Origin of the sequence: Glutamicibacter protophormiae (genome assembly GCF_014647495.1) — a bacterium.
Lineage (GTDB): Bacteria > Actinomycetota > Actinomycetes > Actinomycetales > Micrococcaceae > Glutamicibacter > Glutamicibacter protophormiae.
Map to the genome: position 1 here is coordinate 1 of NZ_BMPH01000007.1, position 15,825 is coordinate 15,825.

General features: G+C 67.1%; 18 protein-coding genes. 6 read left to right on the forward strand and 12 right to left on the reverse strand.

Annotated elements, in window-relative coordinates; genetic code table 11:
• Positions 1-308 precede the first annotated feature (308 nt).
• Genes IEY43_RS09510 through modA form a run of 5 tightly spaced genes read right to left on the reverse strand, consistent with a single transcriptional unit; the run spans position 309 to position 4,792 of the window.
• Positions 309-1,175 carry an NTP transferase domain-containing protein gene (locus IEY43_RS09510; protein ID WP_188948371.1) on the reverse strand — a complete coding sequence of 289 codons (867 nt, stop codon included), beginning with the start codon at positions 1,173-1,175 and terminating at the stop codon, positions 309-311.
• A complete protein-coding gene (locus IEY43_RS09515) occupies positions 1,172-2,419 on the reverse strand; it encodes a molybdopterin molybdotransferase MoeA (RefSeq protein ID WP_188948372.1) in 1,248 nt (415 codons plus the stop codon). The genes IEY43_RS09510 and IEY43_RS09515 overlap by 4 nt, the downstream gene beginning before the upstream one ends.
• Positions 2,409-3,179 (reverse strand): ATP-binding cassette domain-containing protein, encoded by a 771-nt coding sequence (locus IEY43_RS09520; RefSeq protein ID WP_188948373.1) that lies wholly within the window; start codon positions 3,177-3,179, stop codon positions 2,409-2,411. Before IEY43_RS09520 ends, IEY43_RS09515 begins: the two co-directional genes overlap by 11 nt.
• A gap of 13 nt (positions 3,180-3,192) precedes the next feature.
• Complete coding sequence (locus IEY43_RS09525; RefSeq protein WP_188948374.1) at positions 3,193-3,999, reverse strand: ABC transporter permease; 807 nt, start codon at positions 3,997-3,999, stop codon at positions 3,193-3,195.
• Positions 3,992-4,792: a molybdate ABC transporter substrate-binding protein gene (gene modA, locus IEY43_RS09530; RefSeq protein ID WP_188948375.1), complete on the reverse strand. Its 801-nt coding sequence runs from the start codon at positions 4,790-4,792 to the stop codon at positions 3,992-3,994. Before modA ends, IEY43_RS09525 begins: the two co-directional genes overlap by 8 nt.
• A 107-nt stretch (positions 4,793-4,899) precedes the next feature.
• Between modA and moaA the strand changes: the two genes are divergently transcribed.
• Positions 4,900-5,940 (forward strand): GTP 3',8-cyclase MoaA, encoded by a 1,041-nt coding sequence (moaA, locus tag IEY43_RS09535; protein WP_188948376.1) that lies wholly within the window; start codon positions 4,900-4,902, stop codon positions 5,938-5,940.
• Between the two features lie 44 nt (positions 5,941-5,984).
• Here the strand turns inward: moaA and IEY43_RS09540 are convergent, their stop codons facing one another.
• Together IEY43_RS09540 and IEY43_RS09545 are read right to left on the reverse strand one after the other, a co-directional pair.
• On the reverse strand, positions 5,985-6,839 hold the full coding sequence (locus tag IEY43_RS09540) for a hypothetical protein (protein ID WP_188948377.1): 855 nt from the start codon (positions 6,837-6,839) through the stop codon (positions 5,985-5,987).
• A gap of 88 nt (positions 6,840-6,927) precedes the next feature.
• Positions 6,928-7,476 carry a DinB family protein gene (locus tag IEY43_RS09545; RefSeq protein WP_229777343.1) on the reverse strand — a complete coding sequence of 183 codons (549 nt, stop codon included), beginning with the start codon at positions 7,474-7,476 and terminating at the stop codon, positions 6,928-6,930.
• A gap of 89 nt (positions 7,477-7,565) precedes the next feature.
• Here IEY43_RS09545 and IEY43_RS09550 point away from each other — a divergent pair, with 89 nt between their 5' ends.
• Positions 7,566-8,522: a helix-turn-helix transcriptional regulator gene (locus tag IEY43_RS09550; RefSeq protein WP_188948378.1), complete on the forward strand. Its 957-nt coding sequence runs from the start codon at positions 7,566-7,568 to the stop codon at positions 8,520-8,522.
• A 139-nt stretch (positions 8,523-8,661) separates the two neighbouring features.
• Here the strand turns inward: IEY43_RS09550 and IEY43_RS09555 are convergent, their stop codons facing one another.
• The 4 genes from IEY43_RS09555 to IEY43_RS09565 form a co-directional block, all read right to left on the reverse strand.
• Positions 8,662-9,624 carry a PDDEXK nuclease domain-containing protein gene (locus IEY43_RS09555; RefSeq protein ID WP_308425056.1) on the reverse strand — a complete coding sequence of 321 codons (963 nt, stop codon included), beginning with the start codon at positions 9,622-9,624 and terminating at the stop codon, positions 8,662-8,664.
• A complete protein-coding gene (locus IEY43_RS18415; protein ID WP_308425055.1) occupies positions 9,554-9,706 on the reverse strand; it encodes a DUF1016 N-terminal domain-containing protein in 153 nt (50 codons plus the stop codon). The genes IEY43_RS09555 and IEY43_RS18415 overlap by 71 nt, the downstream gene beginning before the upstream one ends.
• A 702-nt stretch (positions 9,707-10,408) precedes the next feature.
• Positions 10,409-10,816, reverse strand: a complete 408-nt coding sequence (locus tag IEY43_RS09560; protein ID WP_188948379.1) for a molybdenum cofactor biosynthesis protein MoaE — start codon at positions 10,814-10,816, stop codon at positions 10,409-10,411.
• Positions 10,813-11,979, reverse strand: a complete 1,167-nt coding sequence (locus tag IEY43_RS09565) for a ThiF family adenylyltransferase (RefSeq protein ID WP_188948380.1) — start codon at positions 11,977-11,979, stop codon at positions 10,813-10,815. The genes IEY43_RS09560 and IEY43_RS09565 overlap by 4 nt, the downstream gene beginning before the upstream one ends.
• Positions 11,980-12,032: 53 nt before the next feature.
• Here IEY43_RS09565 and IEY43_RS09570 point away from each other — a divergent pair, with 53 nt between their 5' ends.
• The 4 genes from IEY43_RS09570 to IEY43_RS09585 are packed head-to-tail and all read left to right on the forward strand — an operon-like array spanning position 12,033 to position 14,488.
• Entirely contained in the window at positions 12,033-12,284 is a 252-nt protein-coding gene (locus IEY43_RS09570; protein ID WP_188948381.1) for a MoaD/ThiS family protein, read from the forward strand.
• Positions 12,285-12,287: 3 nt separating this feature from the next.
• The gene (locus tag IEY43_RS09575) at positions 12,288-13,520 is read left to right on the forward strand and encodes a molybdopterin molybdotransferase MoeA (RefSeq protein WP_188948382.1); all 1,233 of its coding nucleotides are present in this window, start codon (positions 12,288-12,290) and stop codon (positions 13,518-13,520) included.
• Positions 13,513-13,995, forward strand: coding sequence for a cyclic pyranopterin monophosphate synthase MoaC (moaC, locus tag IEY43_RS09580; RefSeq protein WP_188948383.1), 483 nt, complete (start codon positions 13,513-13,515; stop codon positions 13,993-13,995). Before IEY43_RS09575 ends, moaC begins: the two co-directional genes overlap by 8 nt.
• Positions 13,982-14,488 (forward strand): MogA/MoaB family molybdenum cofactor biosynthesis protein, encoded by a 507-nt coding sequence (locus tag IEY43_RS09585; RefSeq protein ID WP_188948516.1) that lies wholly within the window; start codon positions 13,982-13,984, stop codon positions 14,486-14,488. The genes moaC and IEY43_RS09585 overlap by 14 nt, the downstream gene beginning before the upstream one ends.
• Before the next feature lie 53 nt (positions 14,489-14,541).
• Here the strand turns inward: IEY43_RS09585 and IEY43_RS09590 are convergent, their stop codons facing one another.
• Entirely contained in the window at positions 14,542-15,747 is a 1,206-nt protein-coding gene (locus IEY43_RS09590) for a glycerophosphodiester phosphodiesterase family protein (protein WP_188948384.1), read from the reverse strand.
• Positions 15,748-15,825: the final 78 nt, after the last annotated feature.

Below are 15,825 nucleotides of genomic sequence, written 5' to 3' on the forward strand. Positions count from 1 at the left end.
CCAGGGGGTGACTTCGAAATAGTCTTGCTCTACTTCGTATGAGTCGAACATACTTTCATTATATGCCGTTGTTGCGGGGTTGTGAAGAAGTATTTTGACTGGAAAGCGTCCTGCGTGCTAGGGGTGTGGTTAGAAAGTTGGGGCAGAGTGTAGGTCGATGAGGCTGGGGGTGGGGGTGGTTGGTTGCGGGGTGTGGGTAACCGTGCAGGCCAAGACAAACGCCCGACGGCCCCGTGCTGCAAAAGCAGCCCGGGGCCGTAGGGCGTCCAATGCCAGCCGTCCACAGAAAAGCCAAACGGCAGGTGGGCTTATTCGTCCGGGTGCTCGTCGGCCCAACGGTGGGCGCGCTCGATGAGCTGGGCGGAGAGCCCGGCGAGGTTGCCCTTGCCGCTGCCGACGGCCAGGCCGAGCAGGAAGGTGCTCAGCGGGGCGGCAGGGCGGGCGACCTCGTGCGCGACGTGCTTGGCGGCGTCGAGCACGGTGGCGATGTCCACGGCGGAATCGTCGAGCTCAAGTTCCGCGGCGGCGGCGGCGAGCCAGGCCTCCAGGGCCTCGGGCGGCAGGTACTGTCCCATGGTGTTCCTCTCCTTCTGGCGGGCGCGCTCCAGCGCCTGCGGGGTATCGATGTCGCTGCTGGTGTCGTTGTCCACCGGCAGTTGCTGCAGGTCCAAACCGCCCAGCACCCGGCGCACCGGTGCGTTGGCAACCCCCTCCCCCAAGGCGGCGCAGGCCGCGCGCAGGGCCTTAGTGCGGTAGATCCCGGCAAGCCATTGGATGCGGCCGTCCGCATCGCGCAGCAGCACGCCGTCGCCGGCCGCGCCTTCCGCCAGGGCGGCGGCGTGCGCGGCGGCCAGCGCCGAGGCCACGGCGGCTGGGCGCTGCAGGTCGCAGGCCAGCACCATGGTCCACGGCGCGGTGAGCTCGGGCAGGCCGGCGGCGATGGCTGCCAGCGGTCCGCCGAAGGGCGGGTCCTCGCGCAGCACCGCGTCGGCCAGAGTGCCGGCGGAATCCGGGCCGATGACCACCACGCGCGAGGCACCGGCGCGGCGGGCGGCGTCCACCACGCGGTCCACCAGGCGGCGCCCGCGCAGCAGCAGGCCGGCCTTGTCGGCCCCGCCCAGCCGGGAGCCGCGACCGCCGGCCAGCACCAGCGCCTGGAACTGCCCGGCGCTCATGGCTGCAGCCTGAGCACGTCGACGGTGTCGCCCGGGACGACCGCCGTGGTGTCCGGGCCGATCAGCGCGTAGCCCTGCGCGGCGCCGAAGCCGCCGACCGAGTGGGAGATGCTGGCAGCGTCCACGGCCGGGGCGCAGCCGCCGTGCTCGTCGAACACCACCGGCAGCACCTGCAGCCGGCCCGGCGGGGACTTCCACCCGCGCAGCACGGTGCTGCGCAGCACCGGGCGGCGCGGGTTCGCATGGCCCTGCAGGGCGCGCAGGGCGGGGCGGACGAACAGCTCGAAGCCGACCGCGGCGCTGACCGGGTTGCCGGGCAGCGCGAACACCAGCGCGCCGGCGCGCAGCCGGCCCACGCACTGCGGCGCGCCGGGGCGGATGGCCACGCGCACCGCGCGCACCCCCGGTTCCCGCTCCAGCACCTGGCGCATCACGTCGTATTCGCCCGGACCCACCCCGCCGGTGGAGATGACCGCGTCGTGGCCCACGCCCAGCGCGTCCAGCCGCGCGCGGACCAGCTCCGGGTCGTCCGGGCTGTGCTCCACGGTGGCCGCGGGCAGGCCGGATTCGGCCAGCAGGCCGGCCAGCAGCAGCGAATTGGATTCCGGGATCTGCCCGCGGGACAGCGTGCTGCCCGGGGTGCGCAGCTCCGCGCCGGTGATCAGCACCGCGATCTTCGGCGCGGTGCGCACCAGCAGGGATGCGGCCCCGGCGGCGGCCAGCGCGGAGAGCCGGGCGGCGGTCAACGGGTCCCCGGCCAGCGCGACCGGGGCGCCGGCGGCGCGGTCCTCCCCCGCCCGGCGCACATCTCGCCCCGGGGCGACGGGCACGTTGATGCGCACGGTGGTCTCGTGGAAGCCGCTGGTGTCCTCCACCCGGACCACCGCATCCGCGCTGCTGGGCAGCGGGGCGCCGGTCATGATGCGCACGGTCTGCCCGGGACCCAGCACCGGGTCCGCGCCGCTGCCGGCGGGCACCACGCCGAGCACCTGAAGGTCCACCGGGGCGTTGGCGGTGTCCGCGGAGCGCACCGCATAGCCGTCCATCGCGGAGTTCTCCCACAAAGGCAGCGGGTGCGCGGCGGCGACATCCTGCGCCAGCACCGCGCCGTGCAGCGCGGCGAAGTTCGCCGGGTCGGCCAGCGAGAGCTGCACCGGCTCCAGCGGGCGGACCAGCCGGAGCACCGAGCGCAGGTGTTCCCCGGGGCTCACGGGCCCGGTACCCGAAAAGTTGTCAGGCGCCATCGGCGGCCTCCTTGCACGGTTCAAGCGGGGCGGGCAGCGGTTCGGCGGGCAGCGAAGCGACGACGGCGCGCATGAACCGGGTGTCCGGGTGCGCGAAAACCTGCGCGACCGGCCCGTGGTGGGTGGGCTCCCCGCGTTCGAGCACCATCAGCTCATCGGCGAGCGCCGTGGTGTCCGCGGCCGCGTGGGAGACGATGACCGCGCTGATCCCGGTGCGCCGCAGCTGCTCGCGCACCAGCAGGCGCATGTCCGCGGCGGCCTCCACGTCCAGCGAGGCGAAGGGCTCGTCGATCAGCAGCACCCGCGGCGCGGCGGCCAGCGCGCGGGCCAGGGCGATGCGCTGGCGCTGGCCCCCGGACAGGGCCGCAGGGCGCTGCCCGGCAATCTCCTCCAGGCCCAGGCGGTGCAGCCAGCGGGCGGCCTCCTTGGCGGCCGCGGTTTTGTCCATGCCGCCGGCGTGCGCCCCGAAGGCGATGTTCCTCGCCGCGTCCAGGTGCGGGAACAGGTGCGGGTCCTGCCCCAGCAGGCCGATCTGCCGGCGGTGCGGGGGCATGTGGGTGCGCTCGTCGGCCAGCACCGTGCCGTCCAGCTCGATGCGCCCGGCGGACAGCTTCTGGATCCCGGCCAGCGCGTGCACGATCGTGGACTTGCCGGCGCCGCTGGGACCCATCAGCGCCAGCACCGCCCCGGACTCGACGGTGAATTCGGCGCGCACCGTGAAGCCGGAGCGCCGGATCTGCAACCGGGCGTGCAGCGTCATTTCAGCGCCCCGTTCACTTCAGGGCCCCCGGCCGCCAGGCGCGCACGCAGACCAGCACCAGCACCGCGGTGCCCAGCAGCAGCAGGGACAGCGCCACGGCGGCGTCGCGCCCGTCGCCGGCGCCGTTGAACGCGGTGTAGATGGCCAGCGGCATCGTCTGGGTGATGCCCGGGGCGTTGCCGGCGAACAGCGCGGTCGCGCCGAATTCGCCGATGGCCCGGGCGAAGCACAGGATCACCCCGGCGACGAGTCCCGGGGCGGCCATGGGCAGGGTGATGCGGGTGAGCACCATCCAGCGCCCGGCGCCCAGGGTTGCGGCGGCCTGCTCGTACCCGGCGCCCAGGGAGCGCAGCGAGCCCTCCACGGAGAGCACCAGGAAGGGCAGGGCCACGAAGCTCTGCGCGATCACCACCGCGGCGGTGGAAAAGGGCAGCGTGACACCCCACAGGGAGTCGATCAGCTGGCCGACGGGGCTGGTGCGCCCGAAAAGGTAGAGCAGCGCCACGCCGCCGACCATCGGCGGCAGCACCAGCGGCACTGCCACCAGCGCGCGCAGCAGCTGCGCCGGCTTCGGCGCGCTGCGCGCCATGAGCACCGCCAGCGGCACCCCCAGCACCACGCACACCGCGGTCGCGGCGACCCCGGTGCGCAGCGAAAGCCACAGCGCGTCCAGCGCCTCGGGACTGGTCACGTCCTGCCAGAAGCTGCCCCAGCTGGCCCGCGCCACCAGCGCCACCAGCGGCATGACCAGCAGGGCGATGCCCAGCAGCGCCGGGGCGACCGCGAAGCCCGGGGCGCGCACGCCGATGTCGCTAGCCATCGGCGCCCGCCGCGGCATCCCCGAAGCCGTGCTCCTCCAGGATCTGCCGCCCCTTGGGGCCCAGCACGAAGTCCACGAAGTCCTGCGCCCCGGGCTGCTCGCCCAGCGCGGTGATCGGGTAGGAATTGACGACCTCGGCCGCGCCGGCCGGCACGATGGATTCCACCTTGTCCTGCCCGGCGACGTCGGTGGCGTAGACCAGGCCGGCGTCGGCCTCCCCGGCGATGACCTTCTGCAGCACCGCGGTGACGTTCTGCTCCTGGCTCGCGGCCTTCACGCTCACGCCCTGGTTCTCCAACAGCCTGGCGGAGGCCGCGCCGCACGGCACCTGCGGGGCGCACAGCACCGTGGTCGCCCCGGCCAGATCCGCCAGGGACTGAACCTTGCCCGGGTTGCCCGACGGCACCGCGATGACCAGGGTGTTGGTCGCGAAGATGACAGGGTCCTGGCCCAGCCCGGCATCGGTCACGACTGCCATGTTCTTCTCGTCCGCGGAGGCGAAGACGTCCACCGGGGCGCCCTCCACGATCTGGGTGGCCAGCGTGGAGGAGCCGTCGTAGGAGATGGCCTTGATGGCGGTTTCCGGGTGCTCGGCGCTGAATTCCTGCGCGATCTCATCGAAGGAGCGCTGCAGCGAGGCGGCCGCGGAGATGGTCAGCGTGCTGGTGGGCGACGCGGATCCCTCGGCTTCCCCCTCCTGCGCGCCCTGCTGGCCCGCGCACCCGGCCAGGGCCAGCGTTCCGGCGGCGAGCAGGGCGAGGGTGCGAAGTGCTGCGGGTGTCGAACGGCGCATGGGGCTCCTTGGATGGGGGCGGTCGGCTGCATGCCTGCTTGCCATGCTACAACCGGACAGGCCGCGCCGGGGTTCTATGACCGCACGCGACGGGCTACGCTGGGAAGATGAACGCACAACCTGCGGCAGCGCTGAAGGATGCCCGGGGCCGGCCGCTGCACGACCTGCGGATCTCGGTCACCGACCGCTGCAACTTCCGCTGCGTGTACTGCATGCCCAAGGAGATCTTCGGCCGGGACTTCGTCTTCCGCGAGCGCTCCGAGCTGCTCAGCTTCGAGGAGATCGAACGCCTGGCCCGCGTCGCGGTGTCCCTGGGTGTGCACAAGCTGCGGCTGACCGGCGGGGAGCCGCTGCTGCGCCGCGGCATCGTCGACCTGGTGGGCATGCTGTCCCAGCTGAAAACCGCCGACGGGAAGCCGGTGGACCTGGCGATGACCACCAATGGCTCGGCGCTGCCGGTGATGGCCCAGCAGCTGAAGGACGCCGGGCTGCGCCGCGTGACCATCTCGCTGGACTCGCTGGACGATGCGCGCTTCAAGGCGATCAACGATGTGAACTTCCCGGTCTCCCGGGTGCTGCAGGCCATCGACGCGGCCGAGCAGGCCGGACTGGGCCCGGTCAAGGTCAATACCGTGCTCAAGCGCGGGGTCAACGACGACGAGATCCTCACGCTGGCCGAGCACTTCCGCGGCACCGGGCAGATCCTGCGCTTCATCGAGTTCATGGACGTGGGCACCACCAACGGCTGGAAGCTGGATGCGGTGGTCCCCTCCAGCGAGGTCGTCTCCCGCATCAACGAACGCTGGGCGCTGGAACCGGTGGTCAAGACGGAGCCCGGGGAAACCGCGAACCGCTGGCGCTACGCCGACGGAGCCGGGGAGATCGGCGTGATCTCCAGTGTCACCAACGCGTTCTGCGGGAACTGCTCGCGCGCCCGGGTCTCCGCAGAGGGACAACTGTACACCTGCCTGTTCGCCGGCTCCGGGTTCGACCTGCGGGCGCTGCTGCGCGGCGGGGCCGACGACGAGGAACTGGCCCGGGCGCTGACCGGACGTTGGCGGAAGCGCGACGACAACTACTCGGAGCTGCGCGCCGCGCTCACCCCGGGCAACCGCAAACGCATCGAGATGTCCTATATCGGCGGGTAGCTAGTTGCCGTGGAAGTTGCCCGCCGCGGGCGCCAAGCAATTCGTCAATTGAACGAATCCTCCGAGCCGGGAAGGCTCGGGTGATAGGCGACCTTGAACCGTTCCGACCAATCGCCGGGACGGTGGGGCCAAGCCTCGACCAGCCATTTCGGCGGCTTGTCTGCGAAGTCGACGAAGATGCTCTCTGCCCTCAAATCCCATAGTGAGGAGCCGGCGTCGAACAGCCTGATGCCGTTCAAGTACAGGTGCTGAAAAGGACGAGTCTGCGAAGCTTCGACGAGGCCCTTCACCGAATTGGCCCAGCGGATGCTGACGCTGGGAGGCCATCCGTTTTCCGGTGGGTAGGCCTTGATCGTTCCTGCCTGATCGATGTTGAGCTCCTGCAGTCCAGAAACTCCGTTCCACGCTGCGGGGCAGTCGGACTTTCGGGTCCGGAGCAGTGTCAGTTCTCGGAGGTCCGCACGCACGTCGAGCAAAATGTCGATGGTGGAGCCTTCGACTTCCAGGGCATTGAGTCGCGGCGCACCCACCAGGCTCTCGGTCACTCCTGGAAAATACCCGATGGACAGCCTGCGCAGTCGAAGATCCGAAACTTCAATTCGCTCCGAGATGACGACTTCGCCATGCGGCGTCGCATTCAGGAATTCCAGATTCTCCAGTACTTCAAGTCCCGACAGGTCGGCAACGGCTGTTCCGCGGGCATCGGATTCGTCCAACTCCACGGTGAGAGCCCCGGTCTCGGGGCAAGCCGCAGCGAGTTCCTCGATGAAATGACCGTTTTGGGGAAGCGAGCGGACACGAACATGAACCAGCTTTTTCTTGATGCCCGAGCCCAAAAGAATTTGTTCTTTCTGAGTGTTCCAAATCAGACCGCTGGCGGATTCGGTTCGGACGGACATTTGGACCCCTCGTGACTTTGGCTCAGCCATGAATGGCCAGAATAGTGCTCAATTATCCTCGTCCGCTCGCCGAATCGTAAGTACCGTCTTAGCCCATGGACTTCTGGCCGTCCAGGGATTCGCGGATGATGTCCGCATGCCCGGCGTGCTGGGTGGTTTCCGCGATGATGTGCAGCAGCGCGCGACGCACGGACCAGTGGGTGTCCACGAACCACGGGGCCTTGGGCAGCTCGTGCTTGGCGTCCAGGTCGATGTCCGCCAGCAGCGCATCGGTCGCGGCCGCGATCTCTGCGTAGGAATCCAGCAAGCTCTGCAGCGTTTCTCCGGGCTGCATGCTGAACTCGGCTTCGATGGCTTCCATAGCCTCGGGCGGCATGTCGTAGAAGTCCGCATCGCCCCACCCCATGGCGCTCTTGCCGTGCAGCATGAACTGCTGCCACACCTGTTCCACGGAGCGCACGTGCTTGACCAGTCCGCCGATGGTCAGCTCGCTGACGGTGGTGCGGGTTGATGCCTGCTCGTCGGTCAGGTTCTGGGCGGTGAAGCGCAGGAAGTGGCGGGCATTGGCCAGGGCCTGGTTCAGGTCGGCGCGCTCTCCGGTGAGCGTGGTTTCGGTGGCCTTCATGGTGGTACTCATGGTCTTGCTCCTCGTTCTTGGTGGCTGATAAAACCACGATAAGAGCCATAAGTGTCAGTTTCTGGCCTAAATAGGGGCAGAATATTTTTATGAGTACAAGCCAACGTTCCCTGCGTCTGCTCTCCCTGTTGCAGACCCGGCGCTACTGGTCCGGCGAGGAGCTGGCGCAGCGGCTGGAGGTCTCGCTGCGCACCCTGCGCCGCGACGTGGACAAGCTGCGCGAGCTGGGCTATCCGGTGCAGGCCGAGCGAGGGGTAGGCGGCGGCTACCAGCTGGCCGCCGGTGCGGCGCTGCCTCCGCTGGTGCTCGACGACGAGGAAGCGGTGGCACTGATCGTCGGCCTGCAGTCGACCATCCACGGAGGCGAGAATGCGCTGGCCGAGGCAGGGCTGCGGGCACTGTCCAAGGTGGTTCCGGTGCTGCCGGCCAAGCTGCGGCAGCGGACCCAGGCACTGGCCGCGAGCACCGTCCCTCTGGACTCGCAGCATTCAACGCGGGAACCTGTGGATCCGCAGGTGCTGGTGGCATTCGCCCAGGGATGTCGCGACCGCGAACGTATTGCCTTCGACTACCGTGATGCCCGGGGCAATGCCAGTTCTCGACGGGTGGAGCCGGCCAAGCTGGTCAACGTGGGCAACCGCTATTACTTGGTGGCCTACGACCTGGACCGCGCAGATTGGCGCAGCTTTCGGGTCGATCGGGCGGAAAACGCCGAGCCGCGGGCGCTGCGCTTCGCACGTCGGGAAATCCCGGGCGGCGATGCGGCACAGTTTGTCCGTGCCGGGCTGCGCGGCGCCGGGAACCTGCGCGTCAGCGCCCGGGTGCATGCCAGCTCGGAAGAACTGGAATCGCGCGTCGGCAGGTGGTTCGAGATTCAACCGATTGATGAGCACAGCTGTTTGGTGCGGACCGAGGACTCGGACCTGCGCTGGGTGGCGTTCGGGCTGGCGCTATGCGATGCGCAAGTCAGCGACGTGCAGCCTGCGGAACTGTGCGAACTGCTGAATGGTTGGTCCACAAGACTACTGCAGGGTTCTGAAACGTAGACAGATGTCTTAGTTGACGCCGGTTTCCGGCTGTTGGCGTTGCACGCAATATGCTTGGCATCGTCGTATTTCTGCTCAGAAGGTCATATCAATCAATATGCCATCCGACCAATTACCTGGATCCACTGCAACATCAATGCTATTCGCCTGCCAGATCTCTTTCGACCTCCAACGCGGCCGCAATCGCTTCAGGAGACGGCAAAGTCGTTTTCTCCTCCTGAGGCAACGCATCATACGTGTAGGAAGAAACCGCTAGCGGCTGTGTCGAACCATCCAAGGCATACCGTACAGTCCGATCATTCTTGGACCCACAAACTAAGATCCCCACCGTGGGAGCCTGACGGGGAAGCCTCAACATGTCATTGACCGCAGCGACATAGAAATTCAACTGCCCCAGATGCTCAGGTTTGAACTTCCCAGCCTTCAGCTCAACGACGACATAACGGTCCGATGGCACGTGATACAACAACAGATCAACATAAAAATCATCGCCATCGACATCGAGATGGTATTGCCTACCGACGAACGCGAAACCAGCACCAAATTCGGCTAAGGTCTGCGACAAACGAAGCGTCATGGCTTCTTCAATCGCATGCTCTTGTGCCTCTTCTGTGAGCCCCAAGAAATCAAAGATCAGGGGATCTTTGGCCAGCTCCTTCGCCAAGTCGCTGCCCTGGCTGGGTAAACGAGATTCTAGATTGTTGGGAGCCGCGCCTTCGCGTGTATGTAACCGAGTACGAATTTGGTGCTCAAGAACCGCCACGGACCAACCATGCTGAACAGCACGGTGCGCATACCACTGACGCAATTCACGGTCACTAATCTTATTCAGAAGCGCCACGTTGTGAGTCCAGCTCAATTGTCCAGTTACCGACTGGACAATTGAATCCTCAACACCCCACGCTTCGGCAAACGCCCGCATGTTGTAGAGATTCGTTCTCGAGAACCCCTTCATATGAGGGAACTCAACTCGCAGATCCCGCGCGATACTGTCGAATACCTTACTCCCCCAAGGCTGACCAGCCTGACGATCAAGAAATGATTCGCCCGATATTCCAATACAGTTCGACCATGGCCGTGTTGACCATCCGCTGCGCCCGATGCTGGGCCTCGTGGATCAGCTCTTTCAAGGTCAATAAAGCATCAGAATAGTCAGCAGGAAGATCGCGTTCGATTTGGGACATATATCAACCATAGATGCCGAAGATACAGCTCATCGGAAAAGTCCAGCCACCAACTGGACATTTAATGAACCCATCCACGATCTAACACAATGCATGCAACATAAGTTGGATGAAAAGGTGACGTTGTGCGCTCATCTTCGATATGGACCAACATCCTAGATGCGGAAGGCTCGACACCAAGAACCCTGGAGATGTGCGCAACATTCTTCCCTTCGACGCGCGTCTTTATCGCCGCTTCGGCCAGCTTCGCAATCATCACCGAGGTGCGTCCACCGACACGTCCCGGGGCTCGCGCGTAGACCATCTCTTTGGCGGGTGTTTTCTTGAATCCACAAGATGCGAAGCTGAGAAATAGATCTGAACTGAAAGTTCCAGCTCTACCAACCGATCATCCGTCTAGCGAGATGTCTTACAACTCATGAGTTGTAAGACGTCCCAGTCGGACTCATCCTTTCAAAGGAAAACTGTTAAATACGCTAGCCCGGCTCGTCACACCTCCGGAGGACTGCCGGGCCTACTTTCGAAAGCTACTGCCTTCGACGCTTCAATTGTGCCAAGTGGGCTCGAGCTGTGTCCACATGTCGTGCCCACGCGTACGTCCTGCATATGTCGACCGTGCGCGGGCTATGCCCTTCTTGAATCGACCACCCGAACTAGGTGAAGTACATGATTTTTCGAAGAGCTGCTCAGCTAACGGAGCGCCTACAGGCCGACCCACTCGGAAGTACCGGAGGTAAAGTGCTGGCGTTTCCAGATGGGAACCTCGGCCTTGATGCGTTCCACCAAGTTCTCGATTGCTTCGAAGGCCTCCTTGCGGTGCGAAGCGGCGCTGGCCGCGATGAGCGCGGCGTCCCCGATGGACAGCGATCCGACCCGGTGCACCGCGGCAAGTCTCAGGCCGGTGCGTGTTTCTTCTTCGGCAATGATGTTCTCCAGAAACTTCTGCGCTTCAGGATGGTGAGAGTAGTCCAGGGAATTCACCGCTTGGCCGCCGTCATGGTTGCGGATAATTCCATGGAACATGACCACCGCGCCTGCGGTGTCGCTGAGCACAGCAGCCTGCACGGCAGCTTCATCGATAACGTCCTCGGTGATCAGCGCGTAGCTCAATGCATTCCTCTTTTCGAAACAGTCAGTTCGGGCGCGAGCGCGGCCAACGCCGGCATTCCCCCGGGCACGTAGCGGGTGCTGATGCCCCGGCGCGCCAGCAGCTGGGCGGCACGGATGGCACGCGGCCCCTTGGCGCAGTATATGGTCAGCTCTTTGGGCAGTTGCGGCAAGTCTTGTCCCGCATCCACAGCAGCTTCAAGCTGAGGCAGCGGCAGGAAGATCGAGCCGGGGATGCTCAGTTCGTCGCGCTCGTCCTGGTTGCGCACATCCAGGAGCACTGGAGGGTTCTGGGAGTGCAGGGCGGCTACCAGGTCTGCGGGAGACATCTGCGCCGGTTCCTGCAGCCCGCCAGCGCAGAACAGTTCGTAGTCGATCAGCCCGGTCACGGGTGTCGCGGCAGGATCCCGCGAGTACTCCACTGTGCGGGTGCTCGCGCCCAGCGCGTCGTAGACCAGCACCCTGCCCACCAGCGGAGCGCCGATTCCGGTGATCAGCTTCAGCGCTTCGGTGGCCAGCAGCGAGCCGATGGTTCCGCAGAGTCCCGGCAGCACCCCTCCGGTGGCGCAGTCGGCCACGGTGCCTGGGGCCGGAGGAACGGGGAACAAGTCCCGGTAGCCCGGGCCGTGCTCATGCCAAGCGACGGACACCTGCCCGTGGTGCTGCAGGATGGAGCCCCAGACCAGCGGGATACCGGTCAGCTGGGCTGCGTCATTGCTCAGGTAGCGGGTCGGGAAGTTGTCGCTACCGTCGATCACCAGGTCGTAGCCGGAGAAGATCTCCAACGCGTTCTGCGAAGTCAGCCTCAGGTTGTGCTCGATGATCCGCACGCCCGGGTCCAGCGCCTGCGCGGCGGCGGCCAGCGAGGCGGTCTTGGGCAGTCCGATGTTCGCGGTGGTGTGGGTGATCTGGCGATGCAGGTTGGACAGTTCCACGACGTCGTCATCCACGATGCCCACGGTGCCCACCCCGGCGCCGACCAAGTACGGGATGCTGGCGCTGCCCAGTCCTCCGGCGCCGATCACCAGCACGCGGGCGGCGGCCAGTCGGTGCTGGGATTCTAGCCCGAATCCGGGCAGGGCAAGCTGGCGCTGGGCCCGGGCCAGCTGCTCGTCGTTCAGCGCAGGGGCCGGGTCGACCAGGGGCTCAAACGCACGATCACTCATAGTCGGATCCTACGCGCCCGGCCGCGCCGGATGATAGGCGATAGCATGAAGTCATGTCGCAGATTACGATACGCTACTTCGCCGCCGCGGCGGCCGCGGCGGGCACCGAACAGGAGAGCTGGCCGCATGCCCAATCCCTGGCCCAGCTGCGCGCCGAACTCATCGCGGCCTACGGCGATCCCATGGCCCAGGTCCTGCGTGCCGGAAGCTTCCTGATCAACGGGGTGGTGAGGCGCGACGACGGTGAGCTGGGCCCGGTTGGCGAGCTGACCGTGGACGTGTTGCCGCCCTTCGCCGGCGGATAACCCATGGCCTGCAACCTAGAGGAACACCGCGCGGAAATCGCCGCGTTGCTGGACCCGGTGATCGCGGCACTTGATCACGAAACGCTGCCGGTCGACGCCGCGGATCTGCCCGGGCGGGTGACCGCCGCCGGGGTGCACGCGCTCCTGCCCATCCCCGCCTTCACTAATTCGCAGATGGACGGTTATGCCGCCCGCAGCGCCGAGCTGTCCAGCGCGAGCGACGAGCACCCGATCGCCCTGCCGCTGGGTTTCACCGCCGCGGCCGGAGACCGGCAGATCGAGCTGCTGCCCGGCACCGTCTCCCCGGTGATGACCGGGGCAGTGATCCCCGCCGGGGCGGACACCGTCATCCCCGTGGAAGCCACCACGGAAGGTACCTTCGGGCAGCTGGTGCGCCCCGGCGAAGGTACTCCGACGGGCACTGCAACTTTCACCACGCCGTCCGAGCCCGGACGTTTCATCCGCCCCGCCGGGCAGGACCTGCAGGCAGGCGCCCTGGTCGCCGACGCCGGGGCACGGCTGACCCCCACGCTGATCGGCGCGCTGGCCGCCAGCGGCGTGCGCGGGGTACCGGTGCGCCGGAAGCTGCGGGTGCTGGTGTGCACCACCGGCAACGAGCTGATGGGCGGAACCTCGGAAGCCGGCAGGATCCCGGATTCGAATTCGCCCATGCTCGCCGCGGCGCTGCGCGGCTACGGCGCGCAGGTGGACACCCTGCGGCTGCCGGACGACGCGCAGGCGCTGGGCCTCGCGCTGGAGGCACAGGCCCGGCAGGTGGATCTCATCCTCACCGTGGGCGGCATCAGCGCCGGCGCCTACGAGGTGGTGCGCGAGGCACTGGCCCCGCGCGGCGGCAGCTTCCACCACGTGGCACTGCAGCCCGGCGGCCCGCAGGGTTTCGCGCAGCTGGACGGCACCCCGGCGCTCTGCTTCCCGGGCAACCCGGTCAGCGCGCTGCTCTCGCTGGAACTGTTCCTGGCCCCGGCGCTCCGCCGGCAGGCCGCACTGCCCGAGCCGGTCGCCGAGCAGTTCGAGCTGGCCGGGGAAGTGCACTCCCCCGCGGGCAAGCACCAAGTCCGCCGGGCGCTGCTGGACGAAGGCACGGTGCAGGTGCTGGATCCGGGATCGCACCTGATCCACGACCTGGCCCGCGCTGACGCGCTGGTGCACATCCCGGTGGGCATCGAGCACCTTGCCGCCGGAACCATGATCGATGTTTGGAGAATGAATGTCTGAGAAACTCACCCACCTGCGCGAGGACGGCAGCGCCCACATGGTCGACGTCAGCGGCAAGGCCGTGACCAAGCGTGTGGCCACCGCGCAGGCGCTGTTCACCACCCGCCCGGAGGTGGTGCAGATGCTGATGACCGGCAACCTGCCCAAGGGCGAGGCGCTGGGCACCGCGCGCATCGCCGGCATCATGGCCGCCAAGCGCACCTGGGAACTGATCCCGCTGTGCCATCCGCTGCCGATCTCCAAGGTGTCGGTGGACTTCGAGGCGCAGGAGTCCGCGGTGCTCGTCACCGCGCAGGTCACCACCAAGGGCGTGACCGGGGTGGAGATGGAGGCGCTGACCGCGGCCAGCGTCGCCGCGCTGACCCTCTATGACATGGTCAAGGCCGTGGACAAGCACGCCGAGGTCACCGAGGTGAAGGTGCTGGCCAAGTCCGGCGGCAAGAGCGGAGACTGGACCCGTGATGCAGGTGAATAGGCGCGCCTCGGTCATCGTGGCCTCCACCAGCGCCGCGGCCGGACGGGCCCCGGACACCACCGGGCCGGTGCTCGCCGGCTGGCTGGCCGAGCGCGGCTTCACGGTGACCGGCCCGCTGCTGGTCGCCGACGGGCAACCCGTGCGCTTCGCGGTGGACGCGGAGATCGCCACCGGAACCTCGGTGGTGCTGACCACCGGGGGCACCGGGGTGTCCCCCGATGACCAGACCCCGGAAATGGTCTCGCCGCTGCTGGACGTACAGCTGCCGGGAATCATCGAGGCGGTCCGCCGCCGCGGCGAAAGCTCCACGCCCATGGCGGTGATCACCCGCGGGGTGGCAGGATTCGCCGGCAACACGCTGGTGGTGACGCTGCCGGGCTCCTCTGGCGGGGTGAAGGACGGGCTGGCCGTGCTGGAGCCGATCCTCGAGCACCTGCTCACGCAGCGCTCCGGCGCCCGGACCGCGGATGACGGGCACGATCCGCGCCACTAAATGACAGACAGGTCCTGGGCTTCCGCCCGGGACCTGCTGCTTTCTGACCGCTCCTAGTTGGCGTAGGTGTCCATCAGCCGTTCCTTGGAGTTCCACAGCGCCAGCGAATCGCCGCCGTTGTTGAGCACCGCCACGCTGCCGCCCAGATAGACGGCTTGCGAGCTGTTGGTGCCCGGTCCCGGGTAGAGGCGCAGCTGCTGCCCCGGCTCCAACTGGTAGCCGGCCGGAATGCGCATCACGTTGTTGGCCGCATCGCGCACCAGGTAGCCCTCCAGGGACAGCGTGCGGTGCCCGGTGTTCTCCAGCACCACGTGTTCCCCGGTCTGAGGCTGCAGGTCGTTGCCCGGCACGTCGTTCACCGATTCCGCGATCACCAATCCGTCATTGGAAGGGAAGGGCTTGCGCCCGGACAGGTGACGCGCCACCTGCTGCGGGAAGTCGCCGGTGATGCGCTCGACGCCCAGGTCCAGGGACTGCTCGGCGGCCTCGGCCGAGTTGACCGTGTAGACCCCGAGCTGAAGCCCGGCATCCTTCACGCGCTGCGCGCCGGCGGCGTCCAGCGTGCGGTAGCTGGTGCCGAAGGAGTCGGCGAACTGCGCGTAGTTTTCCAGGGTCGCTGCGTCCGGCACGCTGCCGGCCAGCTGCTGCAGCGGCACCCCGGGCGCCAGCTGGGCGAAAGTACGGTTCGAGGCCGCGTCGAAGCCAAGCACCTCGATACGATCCTTCTCCAGCAGCCGCGACCAACCCTCGCCCTCGGCGAGCGCATCGGCGACCAGCTGCTCCACCCCCGGGGACTTCGCCGGGGACTTGATTTCGATGTAGACGCCGGTGGTGCCGGTCAGGACTCCGGGCACGCTGTCGAAGTGCGGGATCTTCTCGCCGGCGAACGCCGCGGAGAAATAGGAACCGGCGTCGAGCTGCTGCAGCTCCTCCCAGGTGAATGAGGTGATCGGATCGTTTTCCCGGCCAGGGAACACGTCCTTGGCGTTGGTGGTCCGGCTGGGGGTGTCGTCGTGGAAGATGAACGGCACGCCGTCCTTGCTCAACTGGACATCGATCTCGATGTAGTCGGCGCCCGACTGGCTGCCGGCCTTGATGGCGGACAGGGTGTTTTCGGGAGCAACGCCGGCCGCCCCTCGGTGGCCGATGAGGGTAGTTTCGTCCGCCGTATTCCCCACCGGGGCCGCCGCTGCCGGAACCGCGATGCCGGCGGTCAGGCTAAGGGCCAGGGCGCCGAGTGCGAGGGGTCGCAAGGTCATGGGTTTATTCCTCCCGTACGTTTCATTGATGCCGCCCACTGTGCCTGACGCCGGCAACGAAGCAGTCACGGAGGAATT